Below are 24,744 nucleotides of genomic sequence, written 5' to 3' on the forward strand. Positions count from 1 at the left end.
ACGGGTGACCGGCCGCGGTCCTCCGGCAACCGATCGGTCCCGATGCGCGTGAAACGGCTCCAACCAGGTATTTACGTCACATGGCGATCCGCAAGAAGGGGCCCGGCACTCGGGCGACGGACGGACCCCGCACGCCACGCGCGGGCGAGCGGCCCGGGGACGGTGCGCGGCCGACCCGGACGGTCGAGATCGAGACCAAGCTCGAACTGACCGCCGAGCGCGCCTTGCCGGACCTCGCCGGTCGTAAGCGCCTGGCCGCCGTCGGCCTCACCGGGGTCACCGAACCGGTGGTGCACGACCTGGACGCGACGTACTACGACACCGACGCCCTGGATCTGTTGCGCAGCCGGATGACGCTGCGTCGGCGCACCGGGGGCGCAGACGCCGGCTGGCATCTCAAGCTGCCGGCCGACGCCGACGGCGAGACGTCGGCCGCCCCGGGCGGCGCCGCCAAGGCGCGCACCGAGGTGGGTCTGCCGTTGTCCGCCGGCGAGGACGGCGTCGTCCCCGACGAGCTGCTCCGTCTCACCCTCGGCGCCGCCCGGGGCCGGCCGCTGCGGCCCGTCGCGCGGCTCCGCAACTCCCGCACGATCCGGCACCTGCTGGCCGCCGACGGGAATCCGGCCGTCGAGGTCGCCGACGACCAGGTCACCGCCGACACCCTGAACGGCCCGATCGCCAACCGACGCTCCAGTCGGTGGCGGGAGCTGGAGGTCGAACTGAAGGGCGGCACCCGCGACCAGCTGGCCGCGGTGGTCGGGGTCCTGGAGCAGGCCGGCGCCACCCCGGCGTCGTCGGCGTCGAAGCTGGCCCGGGCCCTGGACGTTCCCAGCGGCCCGGCGGCGGCCCGGAACGGTCGTGCTCCCCGGACGGCCGGCGCCGTCGTCGCCGGTGCGGTCGCGCGGCTGCGGGACCAGCTGCTGGCCGCCGACCGGCGGCTGCGCGAGGGGGACGCCGTCGCCGTCCACGGCGCCCGGTCGGCGGTGTCCCGCCTCGAGGCGGTGGTGGCCGTCCTCGGATCCGTCCTGGATCTGAACCCGGAGGACGCCGAGACGATCGCCACCGGGACCCGCGACCTGCGTCGCGCACTCGGGGACGTCCGGGATCTCGACGTGGTCCGCGCCCGTCTGGTCGGTCAGCTGGTGGACGAGCCGGAGAACCTGGCCCGGGTCGCCGGGGTGGGCCTGCGCGCCGGTCTGGACCGGCGGGAATTCCGCGCCCGCGACCAGTTGGCCGACGTCCTCGTCGACGACGGCTACTTCGCCCTCCTGCAGGCCCTGGACCGGGCCGCGGGCGCCCCCGGGGCGTCCCGTCCGGCCACCCGGCCGGCCCCGGGCGTCCTGCGGGGCCTGCTGTCGACCCAGTGGGATCGGGTGGTCCGCCGGGCCGACGCCGCACTGGACGATCCCGAGAACCCGGTGGCCCTGCACCGGGCCCGCAAGGCGGCCAAGCGGCTGCGCTTCGCGGTCGAGGCGGTGGCCGCCGTCCTCGGCCTCGACGCGGTGGTGTTCGCCGCCGCCCTGGAGGAGGTCCAGGAGACGCTCGGCGAGCATCGGGACGCCGTGCTGGCCACCGAACTGCTCGCCGACCTGGCCGCCGACGAGACCACCGACGGGCTGGTCGGTTTCGCCTACGGCCGACTGCATGCGTTCGAGCAGGCCATCGCCGCCGGCGCGGTCGACGAGTTCGCCGACGCCTGGAGCCGCCTGGTCGACGGCGATCTTCCCCTGGCCGTCGCCCCAACGGGCGACTCCCGCTCGCGGAACCGGTGAGCTGGACGGTCGATGCGCGAGACTCGGCCCCGATGGCCACCTACCTGCACCGCCGGCGCTGGTTCGACCGCCGCGACGGACTCGACCCGGTCGATGCGTCGCAGCGCATCAGCGCGTTCCTCTACGGCAACATCCTGACCCTCGCCGCACTGGTGGCCGTGCTGTCCGAGGAGCTGAGCGGGCACGCGGTGGTCATCGTCATCGGCACGACGATCTCCACCTTCGTCGCCCACGTCGTCGCGGAGGGGATCGGGCACGATCTGCCGTTGTCGAGATGGCCGCACGTCATGCGGGAGTCGTGGCCGATCCTGACCTCCGGTGTCGCGCCGGCCCTGGTGCTGTGGTCCGGGGTCGTCGGGATCCTGCCGATCGGGCTGGTGGTCATCGTCGCCCCGCTGATCCCTCTGGTCCGGCTGGCCCTGACCGGGGTGCTGGTCGCCCGCCTGCGAGGCGGAGAGTCCTCCCTGCGCATCGTGCTGACCGGGGTCGGGGTGGCCGCGATCGGTCTGCTGGTCGTCCTGCTCAAGCTGCTGCTCACCCACTGATCCGTCCGCCGCGGCGACCGGCGGCCCGATTGGCCGACCCGGACCGGGGATACCGTCCGTCCGTGACCGATGCCGCTGACCCGACTGCCGCCCACCCCGCCACCGACCGTCCGGTGCTGCCCCAGCGCCCGTTCCCGCGTCTGCTCGCCCGCGGCGCCGACCACGCGGTCGCCTCCGTCGTCGGCCTCGGCTGCTGGCAGCTCGGCGCCGACTGGGGTGAGGTCAGCGAGGACGACGCGCTGGGGGTACTGCGGGCTGCGCTCGAGTCCGGAGTGACGTTCTTCGACACCGCCGACGTCTACGGCGACGGCCGCAGCGAGCAGCTCATCGCGCGGTTCGTGCGGGATCTGCCGGCGGCCGACCGACCGATGATCGCCACCAAGGTGGGTCGACGGGCCGACCCGTTCGTCGCCGAGACCTACACCGACGCGAACCTTCGGGCCTGGGTCGACCGCAGCCGCCGCAACCTCGACGTCGAGACCCTGGACCTGGTCCAGCTGCACTGCCCGCCGCCCGCCGTCTACTCCGACGACGCCGTCTTCGACACCATGGACTCGCTGCAGGCCGAGGGCGCGCTGGCCGGGTATGGCGTCTCGGTGGAGACGTGCGAAGAGGCGCTGACCGCCATCGCCCGGCCCGGCGTGGTCAGTGTGCAGATCATCGTCAACGCGTTCCGGCTCAAGCCGCTGGACGAGGTGTTGCCGGCCGCCGCGGCCGCCGGCATCGGGGTGATCGCCCGCGTGCCGTTGGCCAGCGGTCTGCTGTCCGGGAAGTACACCGCGGACACCACGTTCGCCGCCGACGACCACCGCAGCTACAACCGCAACGGCGAGGCGTTCGACGTGGGCGAGACGTTCTCCGGCGTCGACTTCGCCACCGGCCTGGCTGCAGTGGCCGACCTGCAGCGCGCCCTGCCCGACGGCGTGCCGCTGCCCCAGGCGGCGCTGCGCTGGATCGTCGATCAGCCCGGCATCACCACCGTCATCCCCGGTGCCCGCAACCCGCGGCAGGCGAAGTCCAATGCGGCCGCCGGCCGGGGCTGGGCAACCGACGGCGACAGTGGCCGCTTCGACGAGGCGGTGCACCGGGTCTACGACGAGCGGCTGCGAGCGCAGATCCACCCGCGCTGGTAGGCGCTGCCCGATGGGGTCGAGGGGCGCACCGGCGGCCTGCTTCCGCTGCTGGAGCGCCCCTCGCCCACGCCGGTCGGGTGGCCCCGGCCGAAACGAGCGGTCGACCGGCATCGATCGGTCATGATCGGTGACATGCCCTCGACCGCACCGGACCCATTGCCGCCCGGGCTGGACCCGTGGGCCGTGGCCCGACGGTTCGAACCCGTCGTGCGCTACACGCAGGGCGAGCTGTTCTTCCCGATGGCCGTCGAGGACTACGTGGCCCGCGCGGCCCTGTGGTCCCGGCCGGCCGTCCCCGCCCCGGGGCGACGGGACCGCACCCGCAGCCGCGTCGCCGACCACGGCGAGCTGACCCTGGACGGGCTCCTGCAGCGGGCCGACGAACACCGCGACAGTCGACTCGAGCTGCGCACGGTGCCCGGCCCGCTGGCCCGCCGTGAACGTCTGCAGTGGCGTCGTCGACCGGACCGGGCCCGGCTCTCCAGCACCTCCCGGCTGGCCACCGTCGGCCTGCTCGGCCGGCTGATCGACGTGCTGTTCCGGCTGTCCCTGGTGGTCCGGGGGGCCGTCCCGGGCGGGTTGACCGCCGCGATCCAGCAGGCCCACCCGACCCCGGCCGACCCGCAGGCCGGGCACCCGTACTACGCGCACGTCAGCAGCGACGGCCGCTACCTCGTCGTGCAGTACTGGTTCTTCTACGCCATGAACGACTGGCGCTCGACATTCGGCGGGGTCAACGACCACGAGGCCGACTGGGAGCAGGTCACCGTCTTCCTGTCCCCGCGCGAAGGGTGGTCGGATCCTGACGGCCGCGCCCTACCGACCGACCCGGCGGACTGGCGGGTCGCGTGGGTGGCGTTCTCCAGCCACGACGAGACCGGCGACGACCTGCGCCGCCGCGCCGACGACCCGGACATCAGCTGGGTGGGCGACACCCACCCGGTGGTGCACGCCGGGGCCGGCTCGCACTCCGGGGCCTACCTGCCCGGCGACTACCTGATCCGGGTGGAACCGCCGGCCCTGCAACGTTTCCTGGCCGCGGTGCGGCGGACGCGGCGGGCGTTGTTCCCGTGGACCGACGACGAGCACAAGGGTCTCGGCATCCCGTACGTCGACTACGCCCGCGGCGACGGCCGGCACATCGGACCGGGAACCGACCACCCGTGGCAGCCGGTGCTCGTGGACGACGACACCCCCTGGGTCCGCGACTATCCCGGCCTGTGGGGATTGGACACCGACGACCCGTTCGGTGGTGAACGCGCCCCCGGCGGCCCCCGCTACGAGCGGGGCGGGACCATCCGCGCGTCGTGGGGCGACCCGGTCGGTTGGGCCGGCCTGGCCAAGGTGCCGGCCACCGCCGCCGAACTGCACGCGACCCAGCAGGAACGGCTGGCCGAGCTGGGCCGGCAGGAGCGGTCCCTGAGCGCCGACATCGCCCAGCGCACGCGGGCACTGCAGAGCACCGCCGTCGGAGTCGACGCCGTGCCGCCCACCCTGGCCCGCGAGCGCGGCGGCATCGGCGCCCGTCGGCGCGTCCGCGAGAAGGAGTCCGCCGTCGCCGATCTCGAGCAGGAGCGGCGCACGCTCGTCGTGGAACGCGAGTACCTGCAGCGCGCCATCAACCGCCCCGTCGAGACGCCACCCCACGCCCACCTGCGACACCGGGCCGTCCCCGACATCGACCCCGACCGGCCGCCGGGTCTGCTGCTGCGGGTCTGGACCGAGGCGTCGCTGTCCGTGCTGCTGGCCCTGCTCGGCGTCGCCCTGCTGCTCGGCTACGACTCGGCCCTGCTGCTCGGCGGGGTGGCCATCCTCGCGGTGACCGGGGTGGAAGCCGTCCTCCGGGGGCGGATCGCCACCTACCTCGTCGGCCTGGCCGTGCTCGTCGTCATCGGCGGGGCGATCTATCTGGCCGTGACGAACCTGCGGGTGGCGCTGGCCGGCCTGCTGCTGCTCGCCGCCGTCGCCGGGGCCGTCGCCAACGTGCGAGCGCTGCTGCGTCGGCGGTGAAACAGCGGACCGCGACTACGCTCGCCCCGTGGGCGGTCAACGCGTAGTCGGTCTCATCGGCGGGATGAGCTGGGAGTCCAGCGGGCTGTACTACTCGCTCATCAACCAGGCCGTCGCCCGCGAGCTCGGCGGTCTGCATTCGGCCCGTTGCATCCTGTCGTCCGTCGATTTCGCCGAGATCGAGGCCCTGCAGGTGGCCGGTGACTGGGCGACCGCGGGTCAGGTCCTGGCCGAGGTGGCGCGCGGACTGCAGGCGGCGGGCGCCGATTTCCTGGTGCTGTGCACGAACACCATGCACAAGGTCGCCGACGCCATCGAGACGGCCGTCGACATCCCCCTGCTGCACCTGGCCGACTGCACCGCGGCTGCGGTGCACGCCGCCGGGCTGTCCACGGTCGGGCTGCTCGGCACGGCGTTCACGATGGAGCAGGCGTTCTACCGGGACCGGCTGGCCGGACACGGGCTGACCGTCCTGGTACCGGACGACGACGACCGCGCCGAGGTGCACCGGGTCATCTACGACGAGCTCTGCCGCGGGGTGATCGCCCCGGCGTCGCGCCGGCGGTTCCAGGACGTCATCGGACGGTTGGCCGCCGCGGGGGCGGAGGGCGTGATCCTCGGCTGCACCGAGATCGAGCTGCTGATCGGGGCGGACGACTGCGACCTCCCGGTGTTCCCGACCACCCGCCTGCACGTCGAGGCCGCCGTCGCCGCGACGCTCGCTTGATGGCCGCCGACCCCGCCGCCTGGGCGACCGTCACCGTGAAGGTGACCCCGGGCAGCCGGAAGGGCCCGCTCGTCGAGGTCGACCCGGAGTCCGGGGCGCTGACGCTGATCGTCCGCGAACGGGCTGTCGACGGCAAGGCCACCGCTGCGGCCGGCGAACTGCTGGCCGCGCACCTGGGCGTGCGGCGGGGTGAGGTGGAGTTGGTCGGCGGCATGACCTCCCGGCACAAGCGGTTCCGGGTGCCGGCCGCGGCCTGGGCGGCGGTCCACGCCGACGCAGTGGGTCCACGCTGACCAAGTCGTCAGCTCACTGGGGCAGCGTCAGCGACGTTCATCAGCGTGGGCCCAGGGGTGTTGGAGGCCCCGTTCGGCGGGGCACTGAGCTGTCGTGCCTGAAGGCGACAGCGTGTATCTGCTGGCCCGGCGGCTGGACCGGTCGCTGCTGGGCCGCCGGATCAGCCGCGGGGACCTGCGCGTGCCTCGGCACGCGACCGCCGACCTGTCCGGGCGGGTCATCCTCGAGCACGCCACGTGGGGCAAGCACCTGTTGACCCGGTTGTCCGGTGACCTGACGCTGCACACCCACCTGCGGATGGACGGCAGCTGGAGCGTCGTGCGGGCCGGGAAACGCCTGCCCCGGGACCTGATGCCGGACGTCCGGGTCCTGCTGGCGGTGACGGAGGAGGACGGTGCGCCGGGGCCGACCGCCTATGGGCTGAAACTGCCGGTGGTCGAACTGGTCCGCACCGACGACGAGGCGTCGATCGTCGGCCACCTGGGACCCGACCCGCTGCGGAGCGACTGGGACGCGGCCGAGGCGATCCGCCGGCTCGCGTCGGATCCGGACCGCCCGCTGGTCGCCGCTCTGCTCGACCAGCGGAACCTGGCCGGCCTGGGCAATCTGTGGGTGAACGAGCTGGCGTTCCTGCGCGGCTACAGCCCGTGGACGCCGATGCGTGACGTCGATCTGCCGCGGACGGTCACCCTGGCCGCTCGGGCCCTGCGGCATTCGGCGCTCACTCCGGGGGCGCATCAGGTCACCACCGGGTCGACCCGCCGCGGCGAGCAGCACTGGGTCAGTGGTCGGGCCCAGGAGCCGTGTCGGCGCTGTGGCACCACGATCGAGGTGGTCGCCGAGGTCCCCGGTGATCCGGAACGTCGGCGGACGTGGTGGTGTCCGCGCTGCCAGCCCGGCCCGGCACCGGATCGCTGACCCACCCGAAAGACGGAAGACGCGTCGACGCCATTCGCATTCTGCGAATGCGGCGAACAATCGGTGGTGCGCGTCACTCGAAAGCGGGCACTGTGACGAAAGCGACCAGCGATTCACGGACCCGAAACACCGGCGTCCTTCCATCGAAGCGGGGACCACGCAATCTGAACCGGTCAAGGCCCCGCGAAGGAGATCGAGAAAGGGCGCACTCATGAATGACGACACCGCATTGTCGAATGCCACGGGACTACCGGCGCTGGCTGTCCATCGCACCGCCCGCCCCGTCACGGACGCGGACCGGGCGACCTCCGGCGGTACCGGCCCGCAGGCCGGTATCCCCCACCCCAGCGTCCCCGCCCCGACCCCCGGCCGACGACCGCGGCCACTGCGGGTGGGTGACACCGTCCGTTCCCTGGTCGATGACGTCTGCGTCACGGTGGGTCTGACGGGTCTGGTCGTCAACGTCATCCACCCCGGTTACGGGGGGAACTACGGGCGGACGCCGCGGGCCCGGGTGCTGTGGGACAACGACACGTCGTCGATGGCGGAGTACGACACGTTCGACGTGTTGACCCACCGCGGATCCGTGGACTCGGACGTCGCCTGATCGTTCGACACATCTACCTGACGGGGCCGGCAGCGCCGCCGACCCCGAATCCTCGGCCACCTCCACGCGACTGGGCGGAACACGCCGCTTCCGCGACATTTTTGCGGCCTTCTTGACCAAGTCGCGGACGGGAACGGCTCAGCGACGGGGCGGCCGGCGCCAGGCGACGAGCGACGTCCCGCTCTGCTGCCAGGGCACGACGTCCCGGCGCATCCCGGCGATGGCGTTGGCGGCCGCGTTGGCGGCGTCCATCCGGGACTGCATGAGCTCGGCCCGCAGCTCAGCGATCTCGTCCTCCATCTCGCCGAGCCGACTGCGCAACGCGTCGACCTGCGATTCGAGCTCGATGATGCGGCGGATGCCGGCCCGGTTCACACCTTCGTCCTGCGACAGCTTCTGCACCTCACGGAGCAGCTCGATGTCCCGGTGCGAGTATCGACGCCCACCGCCGGGCGTACGGCCGGGCGACACGAGCCCTTCCCGGTCGTAGGACCGCAGCGTCTGCGCGTGCAGACCGGCCAGCTGGGCCGCGACCGAGATGACGAACAACGGTGCGTCCATCTCGAAACCCGGGCCTCGCCCGGGGCCGGCCGGCTGCCCCGACCGATCGGCGGGTCCGGCGGCCCCGCCGTCGCCGGTGGTGCGGGGACGACGGGGTTCACCGGACATCGGGCCGCTCACGACGCACCGCCGGAGCCCCGGTCGGCCAGCGCCGCGGTGATGCCGGGCCGCGGATCCGCGGTGGACGCCGCCGCGAACTCCTCGAGCGCCTTCTTCGCCTCGGCCGACAGGCGCTGCGGCACCTGCACTTCCACCGTGACGATCAGGTCGCCGGTGGTCGCCTTGCGGGTGACGCCGGCGCCCTTGACCCGGAACTTGCGGCCGGACGCCGTACCGGCCGGGACCCGCAGGCGCACCGACCCGGACAGGGTCGGGACCTGCAGGTCCGTGCCCAGCGCCAGCTCCGGGAAGGTGACCGGGACGGTCAGGGTCAGGTTGTCCCCGGAGCGGCCGAACAGGTCGTGCGCGGTGACGTGCACGACGACGTAGAGGTCACCGGCCGGACCGCCGCCGGGACCGGGCTCGCCCTTGCCGGCGAGCCGGATCCGTTGCCCGTCGGACACTCCCGCGGGGATGCGGGTGGTCAACCGACGGGTGGTCAGCACCGTCCGTTCGCCGTGGCAGGTCGGGCACGGGTCGTCGATGATCGACCCGGTGCCGTGGCAGTTGGCGCACGGTTCGGAGAACGCGAACGACCCCTGGTTGCGGGTGGTCAGGCCCGTGCCCTGACAGATGGGGCAGGTGCGGGGCGACGTGCCCGGCTTGGCCCCGACCCCGTGACAGGTCGGGCAGGTGCCCCGCTCGGTGAGGTTGAGCGGTACCGACACCCCGTTGACCGCGTCGGTGAACGAGATGCGCACCTCGGTCTCGAGGTCCGATCCCTTGCGGGCCCGGCTGGCTCGGGGGTTCCCGGTCGCCCCGCCGGCCCCGCCGCCGCGGTTGAACAGGCCAGAGAAGATGTCGGAGAAGCCCCCCGCGCCACCGCCTCCGGCGCCACCGCCGGCGTTGCGCAGCAGGTCGTCGAGGTTGATCCCACCGGCGCCGCCGCCGAACGGGTTCCCCCCGCCGCCGGGTCCGGCGCCGCCCCCGAAACCTCGAAACGCGCCGGAGGCCAGCAGATCTCGCGCCTCGTCGTACTCCTTGCGCTTGGCGTCGTCCGACAGCACGTCGTAGGCCTCGGAGACGGCCTTGAACTTCTCCTCGGCCTGGGTGTTGCCGGGGTTCTTGTCGGGGTGCAGGTCCCGGGCGAGCTTGCGGTAGGCCTTCTTGATCTCGGCCGCGGACGCGGTCTTCGGCACCCCCAGCTCGGAGTAGAAATCCTTCTCGTAATAGTCCTTGGCGCTCACTCGGAACCCCCTTCCGTTCTGAAGTCTGAAGAAAGCGGGGCGGCCGGGATGTCCCCGGCCGCCCCGCTGATGTCACGAACCGGCGGCATCTGTGGAATCAGCTGTGGTGTCGCCCGAGGACCCGTGTTCGGGTCCGGTGACGACGACCACGGCGGGCCGCAACAGCTTGTCGCCCAACGTGTATCCGCTGCGGAACACGGACGTGACCGTCGGCTCGGTGACGTCCGCGGACGTCCCGAACTGCACGGCCTCGTGCCGAGCCGGGTCGAAGGCCTCGCCCTCGGCGCCGACCGGCTCCAGGCCGAGCTTGCGCAGCGCGGCGACGAACTTGTCCGCCACCGTGCCGAACGACCCGGTGAGGTCGCCGTGGGCCCGGGCCCGGTCGAGATCGTCGAGCACGGGCAGCAGCTCGGTCACGACGGTGCCCTTGGCCGACGTCACGACCTGCTCGCGGTCGCGGTCGACCCGCCGCCGGTAGTTGGCGTACTCGGCGGTGACCCGCTGCAGGTCGGCGGTCCGTTCGGCCGCCTCCTGCTTGGCCAGCTCCAGCTCGGCGCCCGCGATGCCGGCGTCGACGTTGAGGGGCTGCGCGGCGTTGTTCGGGTCCCCGGGATCGTCGGCGGCGTGCCGCCCACCCGGGAACGGGTTGTTGCCGGACTCCGGACCGATGGGCGCATCGCCCGCCGGGCCCGCCGGCGAACCCGGTGCGGTGGCACCGGTCTCGCGCGGCAGACCCGTCTGCGGGTCGATGCGTCGACGGTCGCGGATCACCGGCTCCTGCTCGTCAGGTCGGCCGGGATCGCTCACTTCTTGTCGCCCTCGTCCACGATCTCGGCGTCGACGATCTCCTCGTCGGGCGAGCCGGCACCGGTGGTGCCGCCGGGGGCGTCCGCGCCGCCGGCCGCGCCGGACTGCGCGTCGGCCTGGTTCTGCGCGTACAGCGCCGAACCCAGCTGCTGGGACTCGTTGGCCAGCTCCTCGACCGCCGACTTGATGGCGGCGACGTCGGTGCCCTTGAGCGCCTCGGTCGTCCGCGCGATGGCGGCGTTGACGCGCTCCTTCGGCTCCTCGGGGAGCTTGTCCTCGTTGTCCTTGACGAACTTCTCGGTCTGGTAGACGAGCGCTTCGGCCTGGTTGCGGACCTCGGCCTCCTCGCGGCGGGCCTTGTCCTCCTCGGCGTGCGCCTCGGCCTCGCGCATCATCCGGTCGATGTCGTCCTTGGGCAGCGCGGAGCCGCCGGTGATGGTCATCGACTGCGACTTGCCGGTGCCCATGTCCTTGGCGGACACGTGCACGATGCCGTTGGCGTCGATGTCGAAGGTGACCTCGATCTGCGGCACGTTGCGCGGGGCCGGCGGCAGCCCGGTCAGCTCGAACATGCCGAGCTTCTTGTTGTACGCGGCGATCTCGCGCTCACCCTGGAAGACCTGGATCTGCACGGACGGCTGGTTGTCCTCGGCCGTCGTGAAGATCTCGGAACGCTTCGTCGGGATGGTGGTGTTGCGCTCGATCAGCTTGGTCATGATGCCGCCCTTGGTCTCGATGCCCAGGGAGAGCGGGGTGACGTCGAGCAGCAGGACGTCCTTGACCTCGCCGCGCAGCACGCCGGCCTGGAGCGCCGCTCCGACCGCCACCACTTCGTCAGGGTTGACGCCCTTGTTGGGCTCCTTGCCGCCGGTCAGCTCCTTGACCAGGTCGGTCACCGCGGGCATGCGGGTGGAACCACCGACGAGCACGACGTGGTCGATGTCGCCGACCTTGATGCCGGCGTCCTTGATGACCTGGTGGAACGGGGTGCGGGTGCGGTCCAGCAGATCGGAGGTGATCTTCTGGAATTCGGCGCGGGACAGCGACTCGTCGAGGAAGAGTGGGTTCTTCTCGGCGTCGACCGTGATGTACGGCAGGTTGATCGACGTCTGCTGGGAGGACGACAGCTCGATCTTGGCCTTCTCAGCGGCCTCACGGATCCGCTGCATGGCCATCTTGTCCTTGGTCAGGTCGATGCCGTTGGCCAGCTTGAACTTGTCGACCAGGTACTTGACGACGCGCTCGTCCCAGTCGTCGCCACCGAGCTTGTTGTCACCGGCGGTCGCCTTGACCTCGACGACCCCGTCGCCGATCTCCAGCAGGGACACGTCGAAGGTGCCGCCACCGAGGTCGAAGACCAGGATGGTCTGCTCCTTGTCGCCCTTGTCCAGGCCGTAGGCCAGGGCCGCGGCGGTCGGCTCGTTGACGATGCGCAGCACGTTCAGACCGGCGACCTCACCGGCCTCCTTGGTGGCCTGGCGCTGCGAGTCGTTGAAGTACGCCGGCACGGTGATGACGGCGTCGGTGACGGGCTCGCCCAGGTACGACTCGGCGTCGCGCTTCAGCTTGCCCAGTACGCGGGCGCTGATCTCCTGCGCGGTGTAGTTCTTGCCGTCGATGGCGACGGTCCAGTTGGTGCCCATGTGGCGCTTGACCGAGCGGATGGTCCGGTCGACGTTGGTGACGGCCTGCCGCTTGGCGACCTCACCGACCAGGACCTCGCCGTTCTTGGCGAAGGCCACGATCGACGGCGTCGTCCGGGCACCCTCGGCGTTGGCGATGACGGTCGGCTCGCCGCCCTCCAGGACGGAGACGACCGAGTTGGTGGTACCGAGATCGATACCGACGGCACGGGACATGCAGGTTCCTCCTGTTGCGAGGTGTCCGAGCCGGTCGGCTCGGACCATCAGTGAATTCAGGTCTGTTGGTGGCGCGTGGCTGAGTCCCCTCGACTCAGGTTGCCCCCGCCTCGGGGACTTGTCAAACGACCTGAGCTGACTCGACTCAACTTTACTGATCGGTCCAACCGCAGACCCGGTCACGATGTTCCCGTTCCGCGCCATCGAACGGGTGATTCGCACGCGCCGCAGGACGGGCCCGGCGCCGGGCGGGCAACCGCAACCCGCTGTCGGTGACGACCCCTACCGTTCCGGGCATGTGGGAGGACCGCTTCGAAGGAACCGCGCTGGATCCGGCCGTCTGGCTGCCGCACTACCTGCCCATGTGGAGTTCCCGGGGGCAGACGGCCGCCGCCTACCGCCTGACCGGCTCCGGCCTGGTCCTCGAACTACCCGTCGACCACCCGGTCTGGCTGCCGGACGACCACCGGCCGCCGCTGCGGGTCTCGGGCCTGCAGAGCGCCTGCCGTTCGGGGCCGGTCGGCAGCACGGACGGGCAGCAGGAGGTCTTCCCCGGGCAGCGCGTCCGCGAGGCCCAGCCCCCCTTCCGCGGGCACCTGCAGACTGGCGGCCACCTGGAGGTCACGTGCTCGATGAGCCTGGGTCCCACGTCGATGGCCGCGTTGTGGCTGTGCGGCTTCCAGGAACAGCCCACCGACTGCGGCGAACTGTGTGTCGTCGAGGTGTTCGGTTCCGCTCTCCGCGACGGCCCCGACGGGCCGTCCGCCGAGGTGGGCATCGGCGTCAAGGCCATCCGTGATCCCCGGCTACAGGACGATTTCGCCGCCCCACGGCTCCCCCTCGACGTCGGCGAACCCCACACCTACTCCGTCGACTGGGACGACCACGAGGCCGTGTTCCGGGTCGACGAGGTCGTCGTCCGCCGCTGTCCGGCCCCGCCGACCTACCCCTTGCAGATCATGGTCGCCGTGTTCGACTTCCCGGAGTCGGCCGCCGGTCCGGTGCCCCCGGACGCGCCGGTTCCGCAGTTGCGGATCGACGCGGTCCGTTCGTGGTGACGGACGAGTGGCGGTGCGACCCGGTCAGGCGACCGCAGGGATCATCTGCGCGGGTGCGGCGGTCTGCTGCGCCGGGAGCGAAGCGGTGCCGTCGCCGGTCGACCGGGCCAGCCCGAGCACGAGGTCGACCGTCTCGTCCAGGCTCGACCACTCGCGGGCCCGGTGCACGTTCCAGGCCGGCAGCGCTGCGATCGCCGTCATGATGCCGGGATCGGCGAGGAGCACCCGCAGCGTGCGCTGTGCGGCCAGCCGCCCGGCGCGGCCGGCGTCGCTCACCGGTTCGGCCCGCACCGGGCCGCCCCAGCGGAGGAAGAACACGCCGGCCAGCGGGCGCCGCAGGGGCGCCGGCCCGAGAGGGAACCGGCAGCGCGTCTGGCCGTTCGCCGGTTGCATCGGCAGGCCCACGACGTGCATCGGTACCGGTTCGGACAGGTCGAGCGTCCGCGGTCCGCTGAACACCGAACGGCCGTCGGTGACCGCCCCGCCGTCGGTCAGCACCGTCGCGCCGGCCGCGGCGAGCGCCGTCAGCAGCACACTCTTACCCGCATCGGACGGTCCGGCGATCAGGTACGCCCGACCGCCGACGGTGAAGGCGCCGGCCTGGAAGGTCTCCCGCCCGGCCCAGTGGTTGAACTGGGCGCTGACCATCAGCAGGCCCGGGTGGACGAAGACGTCGGGCGCGGTGGCCGGGCCGTGGAAGGTGGCCGTTCCCGCGAGACGATCCAGGACGAGAACCCGGTCACCGGAGAACTCGCGGACGACGACGTCCCCGCCGCATCCGTGGGCGCCGACCCGGCGTTCGGTCGGGCAGGGCGACGTGGTGCGTTCCACCCGGACGACGGGCAGGTCGGCCGCTTGACCGGCCGGGAGTCGCGGCAGGTTGTCGGCGGCGTCCAGCCCCTCGATGCGGAGTCCGTGGGCCACCCCCACCGCGTCGACGTCCGGTCCGCCGTCGTTCGGACCCGTGATCAGCTGCTCGCGCATCCTGTACCCCCCGTGACATCGGTCAGGCCTGACACACGCGCGCAGTAGCGGCGCAGCACCGGCGTGATCCGTATTTCCCCCGGTCAGATGGTATTTGGCGGTCCCCGGTTCGCGACAGCAACTTTCGGGGGAAAGTGGCCCGACTCAGCGACCCGTCACGGAGAGTGGTCATCGGACCCGGGGGCCGAGACCGCTATCGGGACCACCGCATCACGCCCCCAGGGAGTCGACCTCGTCTTGTCGGCCGACCTACAGTCAGCCCATTGATTACGTCACGTGTCTGAATTGTTGCTGTAGGTGATGGATCGTCGGTTCGACGGCCGCCGCGGCCCTGTGACCGGCGCGTGCACCCGAGCGGCGAAGGCGGCACCCATGGACGTCACCACCCTGTCTGCCCACCGTCCGGCGCGCCCCTCGCGGCGAGCCGGCGGTCGGCGTGGACCCCGCTGGGCGGCGGCGCTGCTGACCGCGCTCGTCGCCGTCACCGGCTCGGTGACCGTCGCGGGCCCGGCGACCGCCGGTCCGGCGGCCGCGGGATCCCTGATGGCCGCGGCGGCCTGCCCGGATCCCGCCAACCCGACCCAGTCGTCCGGCACCGCCGCCGTCCGCACGATGATCGGCGTCGCCAAGTCGATGGGGGTGCCCTACCGCGGTCAGGTCATTGCCGTGATGGTGATGCTGCAGGAGTCGAGCATCCGCAACCTCGCCAACGACGGCACGAGTCCCTACCGCTCGTCGTATCCGTGGCCGGGCCGGGCCTACTACCAGGCCGTCGCGAAGCAGTCGTTGTACTTCCCGCACGACCGGTTCGGCTCGCGGGACGGCGCCTACAACGCCGATTCCATCGGTCTCTTCCAGCAGCGCCCCGCCTACGGCTGGGGCAACTACGGGGCCAGCAACGGTCGCACCGACCCGATCGGCGTCGTCCGGCGCCTGCTCGATCCGCGGTGGGAAGCCATGGCGTTCTTCGGCGGCAGCCGCAGCGCCGCCCCGAACAGCGGGCTGCTGGACGTGCCCAACTGGCAGACGATGGACCTGGCCGCCGCGGCGGAATCCGTCCAGCAGAGCGGCCAGCCCCAGTACTACGGGCAGTGGCAGAACCTGGCCGTCCAGTACGTCAACAACAACTCGAGTGCCCCGGCCATCGATCTGCCCTGGTACCCCGGCGGCGGCCCGACGTCGGCCTCCTGCGGTGAGCCGCTCACCCTGAGCCTGCGGGCCAAGGCCAACAACCAGCTCGTCACCGCCGAGGCCGCGGGAACCCAGCCCCTCATCGCGAACCGACCGGCCATCGGCTCCTGGGAGCAGTTCCAGATGTACGACCTGGGCAACGGCCGTGTCGCCCTGCGGTCGGTCGTCAACGGGTTCACGTCCGCCGACAACGCGGGGAGCAAGCCCCTCATCGCGAACCGCCCGACGGCCAGCGACTGGGAACAGTTCCTGTTCATCCCCAACGCCGACGGCACGATCAGTCTCCGGTCGACGATCAACGGTCGCTTCGTGACCGCCGAGGCCGGGGGGTCGCAGCCGCTCATCGCCAACCGCACTTCCATCGGTCTGTGGGAGCAATTCGAGTTGATCGGTCGATGACACCCCGGGGCGCCGACGGAAGAGAGCCCGGCGGCCGACCTCTCCGGCCACGCGCGTACAGCCGCCGGCGGGCCGGGCGGAAGCAGGTCCGCCTGCTGACGCTGGTCACGGTGCTGGTCACTCTGCTCGTCTTGCCTCCATCGGCCGGCGCGGCGGAGACGTCGTCACTGCCCCTGGTGACGGCCACACCCGCGCCCGGCCAGCTGACGGCGACCTGGACCGCCTCGCTGTTTCCGGACGGCTCCGAAGTCAGCGGCTACACCGTCTCGGTGGTGGGAACCGGCTACGCCGAGACCGTGCGCTTTCCCAGCGGGCGGGATCGGACGATCACCTTCGTCGCGTTGCCGGCGGGTGACTACCGGGTCCTCGTCCAGCCGGGGATCAACGGCGGGGTCGGCCCGACCGGGTTCACGGACTACATCGAGGTCCCCTGGTTACCGGGTCGGCCCACCGACGTCCAGGCGTCGTCGGACAAGACAGGGGTGACCGTCCGATGGCAGGCCCCGTCGTCCGACGGTCGGCGGGACATTTCCGGCTACGTGGTGACGCCGCAGACGGCCGCCGGCTCCGCACCGGCCGTCACCACGGGTGGGGATGCTCGTTCGGCGCTGCTCACCGGTCTGACGCCGGGCACCAGCTACACCTTCACGGTCGCCGCCCGGAACGCGATCGGCCAGGGGTTGCCCTCGGACCCGTCCGCAGCGGTGCTGGTGGTGTCACCGCTGGTCGTCAGCCTGGCCACTCCCCTCGGCCGGGTCGGTTGGGACTACCACGGCCGCACGGACGTCACCCTCGGTACCGCGCCGTACCGTTTCGCCGTCGTCGGGGGCGGCCTGCCCGCCGGCCTCGGCCTGGACCCCGACACCGGCGCCATCACCGGCCGCCCGCAGGCGATCGGCACCAGTTCGGTCACCATCGGCGTCACCGATGCAGCCGGCACCACCCAGTCCGCGACCACCTCGGTCAAGGTCGCTGGGCCGGTGGTGGCCGGGGATCTGCTGATCACCTCGATGCGCCAATCCGGCCCGGCCGGACCGGGCGATGAGTTCGTCGACATCACGAACGTCAGCCCGACTCCGATCCCGACCGCGGGCCTGGACGTGGAGACCGGCGCGGGGGCAACCGTCACCCTGGCCGACGACGCACCAGTCCTGGCCCCGTCCGGTCATCTTCTGATCGTCGGACCGACGTGGTCCGGAGCCACCGCGGCGACGAAGGTGGCGCAGGACGGGCTCGGCACTGATGGCCTGCGCATCCGCTTCCCTGATGGCTCCGGCACGGTGTCGGACGCCGTCGGACCGCAAGCCGGCCTGCACACCGGTCGCGGGCTGCCTGCGCTGACCGGTGAGCCCGCGGTCGATTTCGCGTGGATGCGCAGCCGCACTCCCGCCGGACCGGTCTCGACGGGCAACAACTCCTCCGACTTCCAGCTCATCTCCGCGGACGGTGGCGCCGTCGGAGGTCGAGCGGCCGTCCGCGGCACCGTCACTCCCGTCGCCGTGACCGCGACCCGATCGACGACGGTCACCTCCCTGTTGCTCGACCCGACGGTTCCGGCGTCGGCCGCACCGAACCGCGAGATCACCACCGTCGACGGCCAGCGCTTCCTGACCATCCGTCGATGGATCAGCAATCCCGGCACCGCGCCGGCCGCCCCCGGCCTGGCGCTGCGCATCTCGACGATGAGCATCCGGAATGGCGGCGGGTCACCCTTTTCCCTGGTCCCCGCCGACCGACGAGCCGAGCTGACCGTTGCGACCCCGTCGACCCGTTCGTCGTCGGTCCGACTGGCCAACGGGTCGCCGGTGACGGTCAGCAATCTCGCACCAGCCGGCGGCGGCACCGGTGGTCTGTTCGCAGTACTGCCGCTCGGGACCTACCAGAACACCTTGTTCTCCGGGCAACGGCAGGCGGTGGCGATCACCTTCTCCGTCGACCGGCCCGGTGCTTTCTGGGTCAGCTGGGATGTGCTGACCGGGGTGAACTGACAGAACGGAAACGGCCGGGTCCCCGCGAGGGGAACCCGGCCGCTGACGGTCGCCACCCGCGATCAACCGCCCAGCAACGCCTCCGTCGAATACCGGAAGAAGAACGAACCACTGGTCGAAGCATCGAATGTCAACGCCACCGACACCGACGCCCCCGGCGCCAACGCACTCTCCAACGGCACCACGAACGTCGAGTTCAACCCGCCGCCATTGGCCGGGATGGTCGGAGCCGCCGGCGACAGATTCGACACCACCGTGCCGTTCACCGTGACCGTCGGCTGCGCCGGCCGCACCGCCTTCAACAGCGCCAACGGCCGACCCGACGGAATCACCGACGGCAACGGCGTCAACCCATTGGCCTCCGTCACATCGATCAACCGCAACTGCAACGCCGTCACCGACTTCCCCGTGTTGTTCGTGACCACCCGACGCGACTCGATCCGCCCACCCGGCTGACCCTGCTGCGCCTTGGTCACCACCCGATTCGGCGCCACATTCGCCGACTTGCTCGGATCCACCAACGTCGACGTGATCGACGTCGACCGATTCCACGGAGTCGTCAACGACGTCGGCGACGGCGAACCCAACATCGACTGCACCCCACCAACCACACCACCCGTCGTCGACACCAACGCAAAATCAGCCGCATTGTCATCGGTCTGCTTGAACGCACCCGTCTGCTGCGTCCGCACCCACCCATACTGATCGGTCACGGTGTTGGCGACCGTCGCCAACGGGGTACCCCGGTGGAAACCGGATGCCGACGATGCCGGACCGACAGCATCGGTGACGACCCGCGCGCCATTGACGCGCGGAGAGAGCACCTGCACACCGGTGTCCCCCAGTTCGCCGCTGGCCACCACATCGGCGGGCGCGACCGACCCGAGCGAGTACGTCGGGCCGGCGACCAGGTAGGAGCCGCCGGCTGGCAGCGGGCTGACGTCCGGGATCCCGACCCCCAGACCGTTGGCCGCCAGCACGACCGCCCCGGCGATGGGCAGGGGACCACTCGTGGTGTTGGTCAGTTCCACATACTCATCACCCGGACCAGCCGGGCCGGAGAACCGCAACTCCGTGATCGCCAACGAGCCGGGGGAGTACTCGTAGTAGGTGAAGTCCAACTGTGCTGCGGTGCCGCGCGCGACGACTCGCACCTTGACCGGGCCAACGCCGTGCCCGGGCCATTGCTCCACGACCAGCGAGCCGCCGAAGTTGTTGAAGCACGGCTGCGGAACGCCGCTCGCGCAGGGCGGTACCAGCGTGCCGGTACCGCTGTTCAACTCATCCTGCGTTCCCACCAGAACGGCCGTGGTACCAGCCAGGTTGTCACCTGAGATCGTGACCGGATATCCACCCGACACGTCGCCCATTTCAGGACCGATGCTGAGGTTGCCCGGCGTCGGCGGGTTGGTGTCGTTGGGAGCCTCATCGCTGTAACCGGGCTGGCTGCCATCGGAAGACGCAGTGGTCACGGTGTTCTCGACGTCGTCCGCGGTGATGGGGCCGGTCGCGACGGCGGTGACGGTGAACGGCGGGAGAGCAGCTCCAGCCGGGAACGGGCCGCCCGACTTGGTGCAGGTCAGCTGCTGACCCGCCGGCGGCTCACAGACCCACCCGTTACCCGACCCACCGAGGGGCTTGACCCCGGTCGGCGTGGTGACGGTGACCGTGACCGGCCCCGGCTCGTTCGCGCCGGGGTTGACGCCCGGTGTGATGACGTAGCCGACCGGGTCGCCCGCCACCAGATTCGGTCCCGGTACGTAGCTGGTGGCGCTGACGTTCAGGACCGGGACCTCGGCCACGAGGCTGCTGACGGTCACATTGGTGATCTCGTGGTTGTCGATCAGCGAACCGGTCGACCCGACCCAACCGAACGCCAGCTGCTTGGGCAGCCCGGTGTCGTCCAGCCAGGACGGCGAATCGACGTAGCTGCTGTCCATCGCCGGCAGCGGGCCCCCGAGTTCCTGAGCCTGGGACGAGCCGATCGGCGTCCAGCGCACCAGGTAGGAGTTGGCGGCAATCGACAGGTCGTTACGGGTGGTGGCCGACGACGGGCTCGAGTTGATGATGACCTGCACCGGGACGGACGAGCCCGCCCGGGTGTCACCGTGCATCGCAACGGCTGGTGCGTCGTAGTTCGTCGCGGTGCTGTTGATCGCGCAGTACCCGGCCTGCCGCTGCCCCGGCCCACGGACCACGACCTGGTTCTTGGTGAGGCCCGGTCGGGCGTACTGGCTGGTCGGGCAGTTCAGGCCCTGGTACGCGGTGTTGCTGAAGTTACCGAAGGTGTCGAAGCCGATACCGAGGTAGCCGTGCGCCAAACCGTCGTCGCCCTCGGCTCCGGAAGCCGACGAGTAGCCCAGCGCCCCGCCCTTGGGCCCGATGTTCGGGGGGGACGTCGGGTCCGCCGGATCCACCGCCGACAGGGCGAACGCGATGCCGTCGGCCGGGTTGGTGTTGCCCGGCGACCACTGATGCATCGTGAACTGCACGTCCAGACCCTGAGCCGTCGGGACGCTGGTCGCCGCGAACACCCCGCCGACCTGGTTGTACTGCGCTGAGGTCAGCGACAGCGTTCCGGAACCGTTGGCGTCACTGGCGTTCGCACAACTCTGTAGCTCGCCCGTGGTCCCGCCGGAAGCGGTCAGGCAGGCGACATTCTGCTGACCGGACCCGCTCGGCGCCGGCTTCACCACGGCCCCCGTCCCGTCGGCGGTGTTGTTCCGGAAGGTCTGGTCGAACAGCAGCGTGCTGTTCGGCGCGGCCAGGGCAGCGGCGGGAAAGCCGATGGCCATTCCCCCGACCAGGGCGCAGGTGACTGTTCCAACGAGTGCTCGCCGGAACCAGGGCGGACGTTTCATGGGCTCCCCCGGTCAGTGACGGAACGACCGGTTCCCCCGGCCGTCGCAACCCACCGGGACGTCACACAGCGCGCCCGGTGCTGACCGGAAGATAGAGGTGGCCCACCGCCCGCCGGACCGGGCCGCCGGCCACCCCACGCTCCCGCCCCCGCCCTGCGTGACCAATACATATACCGCTCTACCGGAACGTGGGAATACGGTGAGTGGAGCGTGACAGCGTGCTGGGCGATGGAGCTGTGCCGTGCGCGTCTCTCGCCCCAACGAGCGCACCTGAGACCGTTCGCATGGCGTGCAGCCATTCGCACTCCTTGGAGTGACGGGGATACCGCGGCTGAGCTGGACGACGGCTGATACCGCCATCACCGTCGAGGCTCCGCTGAAACGGCGAACGGCCGGGTCACTTCGAGAAGTGACCCGGCCGTCGGCCCGTGTGGCAGCCGCGTCAGCTGCCCAGCAGCGCTTCCGTCGAGTACCGGTAGAAGAACTTGCCGCTCCCTGTGGCATCCATCGTGACGGCCACCGTGACCGACTGACCGGGGGCCAGAGTTCCCTCCAGCGGCACGAGCAAGGTGGAGTTCAGTCCCCCGCCGACCCCCGGGACGGACGGACTGGCCGGCGCCAGATTCGAGACCGTCCGACCATCGATCTGGACGGTCGGCAATGGGGGCGTGACCGCCTTCAGCTGGGCCAGGGACGCCCCCGAGGGGATGACCGAGGGCAGCGGCGTCAGGCCGTTCGCCTCGGTGATGTCGATCAACCGCAACTGCAACGCAGTGATCGTCTGGCCGGTGTTGTTGGTGACGACGCGTCGGGTCTCGATCCGGGTACTGCCCGCCCCCTTGGTCACGACGCGGTTCGGAGCGGCGCTCGCCGGCTTCGTCGGGTCGAGCAGCGTCGACGGGAGCTGTGCGGAACGGTCCGCCGGGGTCGTGAGGCCCGACGGCGATGGCGAACCCAGCATCGACTGGACTCCGCCCACCGCACCCCCCGTCGTCGACACGAGCGCGAAGTCGGCCGCGTTGTCGTCGGTGGCCTTGAAGGCACCCGTCTGCCGCGTCCGGACCCACCCGTACTGATCGGACGGAGAAACCGAGAACGCGGGCAGACCGGTCCCCTCGGTGAAGCCGGCGATACCGGACGGTCCCACCGCGTCCACGACGGCTGTCGGGGCGTCGGGGGCGACGAGCCGGACACCGCCCGACCCCAGCGGAGTGGTCGACGTGTAGTCGGCCGTTGCGACGGCCCCCAGCGAGTAGGCAGGGCCGGCGACCAGGTAGGTCCCACCCGCGGGCAACGGCGCGGCCGTCATCGGCAGCGTCGTCGTCCGCAGCGCGGAGGTGTCTCCCGCGCCGGAGTTCGTCTGAACGCTCAACCCGGCGATCGGCAGGCGCGTCCCGCTGACGTTCGTCAGCTCGACGTACTCGTCGTCGTCACCGTTCGGGCCGGACAGCCGGAATTCGCTGATCAATAGTGCGCCGGGCGCCACCGCCACGTAGGAGAAGCTGCTCGAACCGGAGCGACCCAGCGCGACGACGGAGACGATCACGGCCCCGGCGGCGTGTGCGGGCCATTGCGGGACCACCAGCTGCCCATTCGACAGGGTGAAGCAGTTGGTCGTGATGGTCACCGAGCAGGGCAGCAGCACCGGCGCCGTGCCGGCGGCGATCTCCTGGGCCGTGCCGACGGCGATGGAGGTAGCTCCCGCGAGATCCGATCCGCTGATGGTCACCGGGATGCCGCCCGCGGTCGAACCGAGATCGGGGCTCAATCGGCTGATCTGGGGGGCGGGCGGGTTGGCGCCGGCCGGGGCGGTCGTGGTGATCGCGGCCTGGCCGGTGTCCGACGACACCGTGGTGGTCGTTCCCGTCTGGATGCTGGTGGCAGCCACTGAGGCGGTGGCAACGGCGGTCACCGCGATGAGGGGAAGATCCTGTCCCGCGGGGAAAGGCCCTCCCGAGCGGGTGCACGTGATCTGCCGTCCGCTCGGAGCTGCGCAGCTCCACCCGTCGCCTGACGCGCCGCGCGGGGCCACGCCGGTCGGTGTCGTCATGGTCACCGACACCGGACCGGGATCGTTCGTCCCTTCAGCGACGCCCGGCCTCACCACGTAGCCCACCGGGTCGCCCGGGTTCAGATTCGTCGCGGGGGTGTAGCTGTTCTGGTCGACCGTGAGCCGCGGAACGGCCGCGGTCAGGGACGCGACGGTGACGTTGTCGACCTCCTGGTTCATGACCTGGCCGCCGGTTGCGGCCGCCCAACCGAAGGCCAACTGCTTCGGCAGGCCGTCACTGTCGAGCCAGGACGGTGCGCCGACGTAGGCGCTGCTCATCACCGGCAGTGCCTTGGTCAAAACCCGTTGCGGCTGGCCGATGGGCGTGAACGCGAAGTAGTACGACTCAGCCGGCACCGTGATCCCGCCCGCGGCGACCACGGCGGACTTCGACGAGTTGATCAGTACTCGTACCGGGATGGTGGAACCAGCGCGGCTCGTGCCGTGCAGGTTGACCCGCGGATCGTTGTAACTGGTTGCGGTGCTGTCCAGGGCGCAGTAGCCGTCCAGGCCGTTGCCGGGGCCGCGGACCACCACCTGATAGGGAGTCCGGTTCGGCCGGGCGAACGGGGTGGACCCACATCCGCGGGTGCCGAAGAACGTGGTGCTGCTGTAGTAGCCGTAGACGTCGAAACCGAGCCCGAGGTAGGCGTTCGACAAACCGGCCACGTTGGGCGCCGCGGCGTATCCGAGAGAACCCCCGGCCGGCCCGATATTGGGCGGGGCAGTCGGGTTGGCCGGGTCGACGGCCGACAGCGCGAAGGTCAGCCCGTCGGCCGGATCGTTGGAATTCGAATACTGATGCAGATCGAAGGACACATCCAGGCCCTGGGACGTGGGCACGCTGGTGGCCGCGAAGAGACCGCCGGTCTTCTCGTTCAGTGCGGGCGTGAGGGACAGCGCCCCCGCACCGTTGGTGTTATTGACAAATCCCTGACCTGACGGGCAGCTGGGCAGGGAGGGGCTGTTGCCGCCGGTCGCGGTCAGGCAGGCGGTGTTCGCCACGCCGGACCCGGCCGGCCGGACGACGGCCCCGACGCCGTCCGGGGTGTTGTTGTGGAAGCTTTGCTGGAACAGGACGGTCGTCGCGGCGGCGGCCATGGCCGGCAGCGCGACGGTCGCCCCGGCGACCAGCGTGAGCGTCACGGTCCCGGCCATCAGGCGCCGGAGCCAGGGTGGTCGTTTCATGGTTTTCCCCCCGCAAGACGAGTAGGCGGCCGCACTGTCGAGGACCACCGCGATCTGGCCGGGTCGTCGCACGTCCACGACCGCCGGCACGGGGACTTTCGCATCCTGCGGTGCGACGCTGATCCGATTCAGGTCGAGGGGGGCTGTCGCTGGGTAGACCGGTCACCGGGCCGCGGCGGTGCTGGAATATCCGGATGTCAGCATCCCGTGCACGTTTGGTCACCGTCCGCTGCACCCCGGAACCGTTGCGCTCCGGGCGCCGCCCGGTCGGTGTCCCCGTCCACCTCATGCGGATGAATGCGGATTTCCATCACTTCAGGTGGCCGCCCCCGGCGCAGGACTTCCCCATCGAGCGCTCTTCACACGGTCGAAACCACCCGCGGATGGCGACGGCCCTACTGTGGCCCACACTGTGCTCACACCGTCCGAACCGGGGATCAGGGGTG

General features: G+C 71.2%; 18 protein-coding genes. 11 read left to right on the plus strand and 7 right to left on the minus strand.

Features of this window, described 5'->3' with window-relative positions; translation table 11 throughout:
- Positions 1-80: 80 nt before the first annotated feature.
- The 8 genes from FDO65_RS17440 (at position 81) to FDO65_RS17470 (ending at position 8,006) form a co-directional block, all read left to right on the plus strand.
- Positions 81-1,772, plus strand: a complete 1,692-nt coding sequence (locus FDO65_RS17440; protein WP_137451015.1) for a CYTH and CHAD domain-containing protein — start codon at positions 81-83, stop codon at positions 1,770-1,772.
- 32 nt (positions 1,773-1,804) lie between these two features.
- The gene (locus tag FDO65_RS22910) at positions 1,805-2,317 is read left to right on the plus strand and encodes a hypothetical protein (RefSeq protein ID WP_240757690.1); all 513 of its coding nucleotides are present in this window, start codon (positions 1,805-1,807) and stop codon (positions 2,315-2,317) included.
- Positions 2,318-2,457: 140 nt separating this feature from the next.
- Entirely contained in the window at positions 2,458-3,450 is a 993-nt protein-coding gene (locus tag FDO65_RS17445) for an aldo/keto reductase (protein ID WP_420847552.1), read from the plus strand.
- A 132-nt stretch (positions 3,451-3,582) separates the two neighbouring features.
- Positions 3,583-5,460 (plus strand): hypothetical protein, encoded by a 1,878-nt coding sequence (locus tag FDO65_RS17450; RefSeq protein ID WP_137451017.1) that lies wholly within the window; start codon positions 3,583-3,585, stop codon positions 5,458-5,460.
- Positions 5,461-5,488: 28 nt separating this feature from the next.
- A complete protein-coding gene (locus FDO65_RS17455) occupies positions 5,489-6,187 on the plus strand; it encodes an aspartate/glutamate racemase family protein (protein WP_240757694.1) in 699 nt (232 codons plus the stop codon).
- Positions 6,187-6,480: a DUF167 domain-containing protein gene (locus tag FDO65_RS17460; protein ID WP_137451018.1), complete on the plus strand. Its 294-nt coding sequence runs from the start codon at positions 6,187-6,189 to the stop codon at positions 6,478-6,480. The genes FDO65_RS17455 and FDO65_RS17460 overlap by 1 nt, the downstream gene beginning before the upstream one ends.
- 94 nt (positions 6,481-6,574) lie before the next feature.
- Positions 6,575-7,399 carry a DNA-formamidopyrimidine glycosylase family protein gene (locus FDO65_RS17465; RefSeq protein WP_137451019.1) on the plus strand — a complete coding sequence of 275 codons (825 nt, stop codon included), beginning with the start codon at positions 6,575-6,577 and terminating at the stop codon, positions 7,397-7,399.
- Between the two features lie 211 nt (positions 7,400-7,610).
- Positions 7,611-8,006, plus strand: coding sequence for a hypothetical protein (locus FDO65_RS17470; protein ID WP_137451020.1), 396 nt, complete (start codon positions 7,611-7,613; stop codon positions 8,004-8,006).
- Positions 8,007-8,144: 138 nt separating this feature from the next.
- On the opposite strand, the gene FDO65_RS17475 is transcribed toward FDO65_RS17470, so the two are convergent.
- The 4 genes from FDO65_RS17475 to dnaK all read right to left on the minus strand — a co-directional run bounded on the left by FDO65_RS17475 (position 8,145) and on the right by dnaK (position 12,579).
- A complete protein-coding gene (locus tag FDO65_RS17475; protein WP_137451021.1) occupies positions 8,145-8,567 on the minus strand; it encodes a heat shock protein transcriptional repressor HspR in 423 nt (140 codons plus the stop codon).
- Between the two features lie 116 nt (positions 8,568-8,683).
- Positions 8,684-9,913 (minus strand): molecular chaperone DnaJ, encoded by a 1,230-nt coding sequence (gene dnaJ, locus FDO65_RS17480; RefSeq protein ID WP_137451022.1) that lies wholly within the window; start codon positions 9,911-9,913, stop codon positions 8,684-8,686.
- Between the two features lie 72 nt (positions 9,914-9,985).
- The gene (gene grpE / locus FDO65_RS17485; protein ID WP_137451023.1) at positions 9,986-10,720 is read right to left on the minus strand and encodes a nucleotide exchange factor GrpE; all 735 of its coding nucleotides are present in this window, start codon (positions 10,718-10,720) and stop codon (positions 9,986-9,988) included.
- Positions 10,717-12,579 (minus strand): molecular chaperone DnaK, encoded by a 1,863-nt coding sequence (dnaK, locus tag FDO65_RS17490; protein ID WP_137451024.1) that lies wholly within the window; start codon positions 12,577-12,579, stop codon positions 10,717-10,719. Before dnaK ends, grpE begins: the two co-directional genes overlap by 4 nt.
- Positions 12,580-12,875: 296 nt before the next feature.
- Between dnaK and FDO65_RS17495 the strand changes: the two genes are divergently transcribed.
- Positions 12,876-13,637, plus strand: a complete 762-nt coding sequence (locus FDO65_RS17495) for a glycoside hydrolase family 16 protein (protein WP_137451025.1) — start codon at positions 12,876-12,878, stop codon at positions 13,635-13,637.
- 24 nt (positions 13,638-13,661) lie between these two features.
- Here FDO65_RS17495 and FDO65_RS17500 read toward each other — a convergent pair whose 3' ends face one another.
- A complete protein-coding gene (locus FDO65_RS17500) occupies positions 13,662-14,621 on the minus strand; it encodes a hypothetical protein (RefSeq protein ID WP_137451026.1) in 960 nt (319 codons plus the stop codon).
- Positions 14,622-14,993: 372 nt separating this feature from the next.
- Here FDO65_RS17500 and FDO65_RS17505 point away from each other — a divergent pair, with 372 nt between their 5' ends.
- Complete coding sequence (locus tag FDO65_RS17505) at positions 14,994-16,211, plus strand: fascin domain-containing protein (RefSeq protein WP_137451027.1); 1,218 nt, start codon at positions 14,994-14,996, stop codon at positions 16,209-16,211.
- Between the two features lie 110 nt (positions 16,212-16,321).
- Positions 16,322-18,199, plus strand: a complete 1,878-nt coding sequence (locus FDO65_RS17510) for a fibronectin type III domain-containing protein (protein ID WP_166442268.1) — start codon at positions 16,322-16,324, stop codon at positions 18,197-18,199.
- A gap of 62 nt (positions 18,200-18,261) precedes the next feature.
- On the opposite strand, the gene FDO65_RS17515 is transcribed toward FDO65_RS17510, so the two are convergent.
- Both FDO65_RS17515 and FDO65_RS17520 read right to left on the minus strand, forming a co-directional pair.
- Positions 18,262-20,994 (minus strand): lectin-like domain-containing protein, encoded by a 2,733-nt coding sequence (locus tag FDO65_RS17515; RefSeq protein ID WP_137451029.1) that lies wholly within the window; start codon positions 20,992-20,994, stop codon positions 18,262-18,264.
- 508 nt (positions 20,995-21,502) lie between these two features.
- Positions 21,503-24,298, minus strand: coding sequence for an IPT/TIG domain-containing protein (locus FDO65_RS17520; RefSeq protein ID WP_205850136.1), 2,796 nt, complete (start codon positions 24,296-24,298; stop codon positions 21,503-21,505).
- Positions 24,299-24,744: the final 446 nt, after the last annotated feature.

The organism is Nakamurella flava, assembly GCF_005298075.1.
GTDB lineage: Bacteria > Actinomycetota > Actinomycetes > Mycobacteriales > Nakamurellaceae > Nakamurella > Nakamurella flava.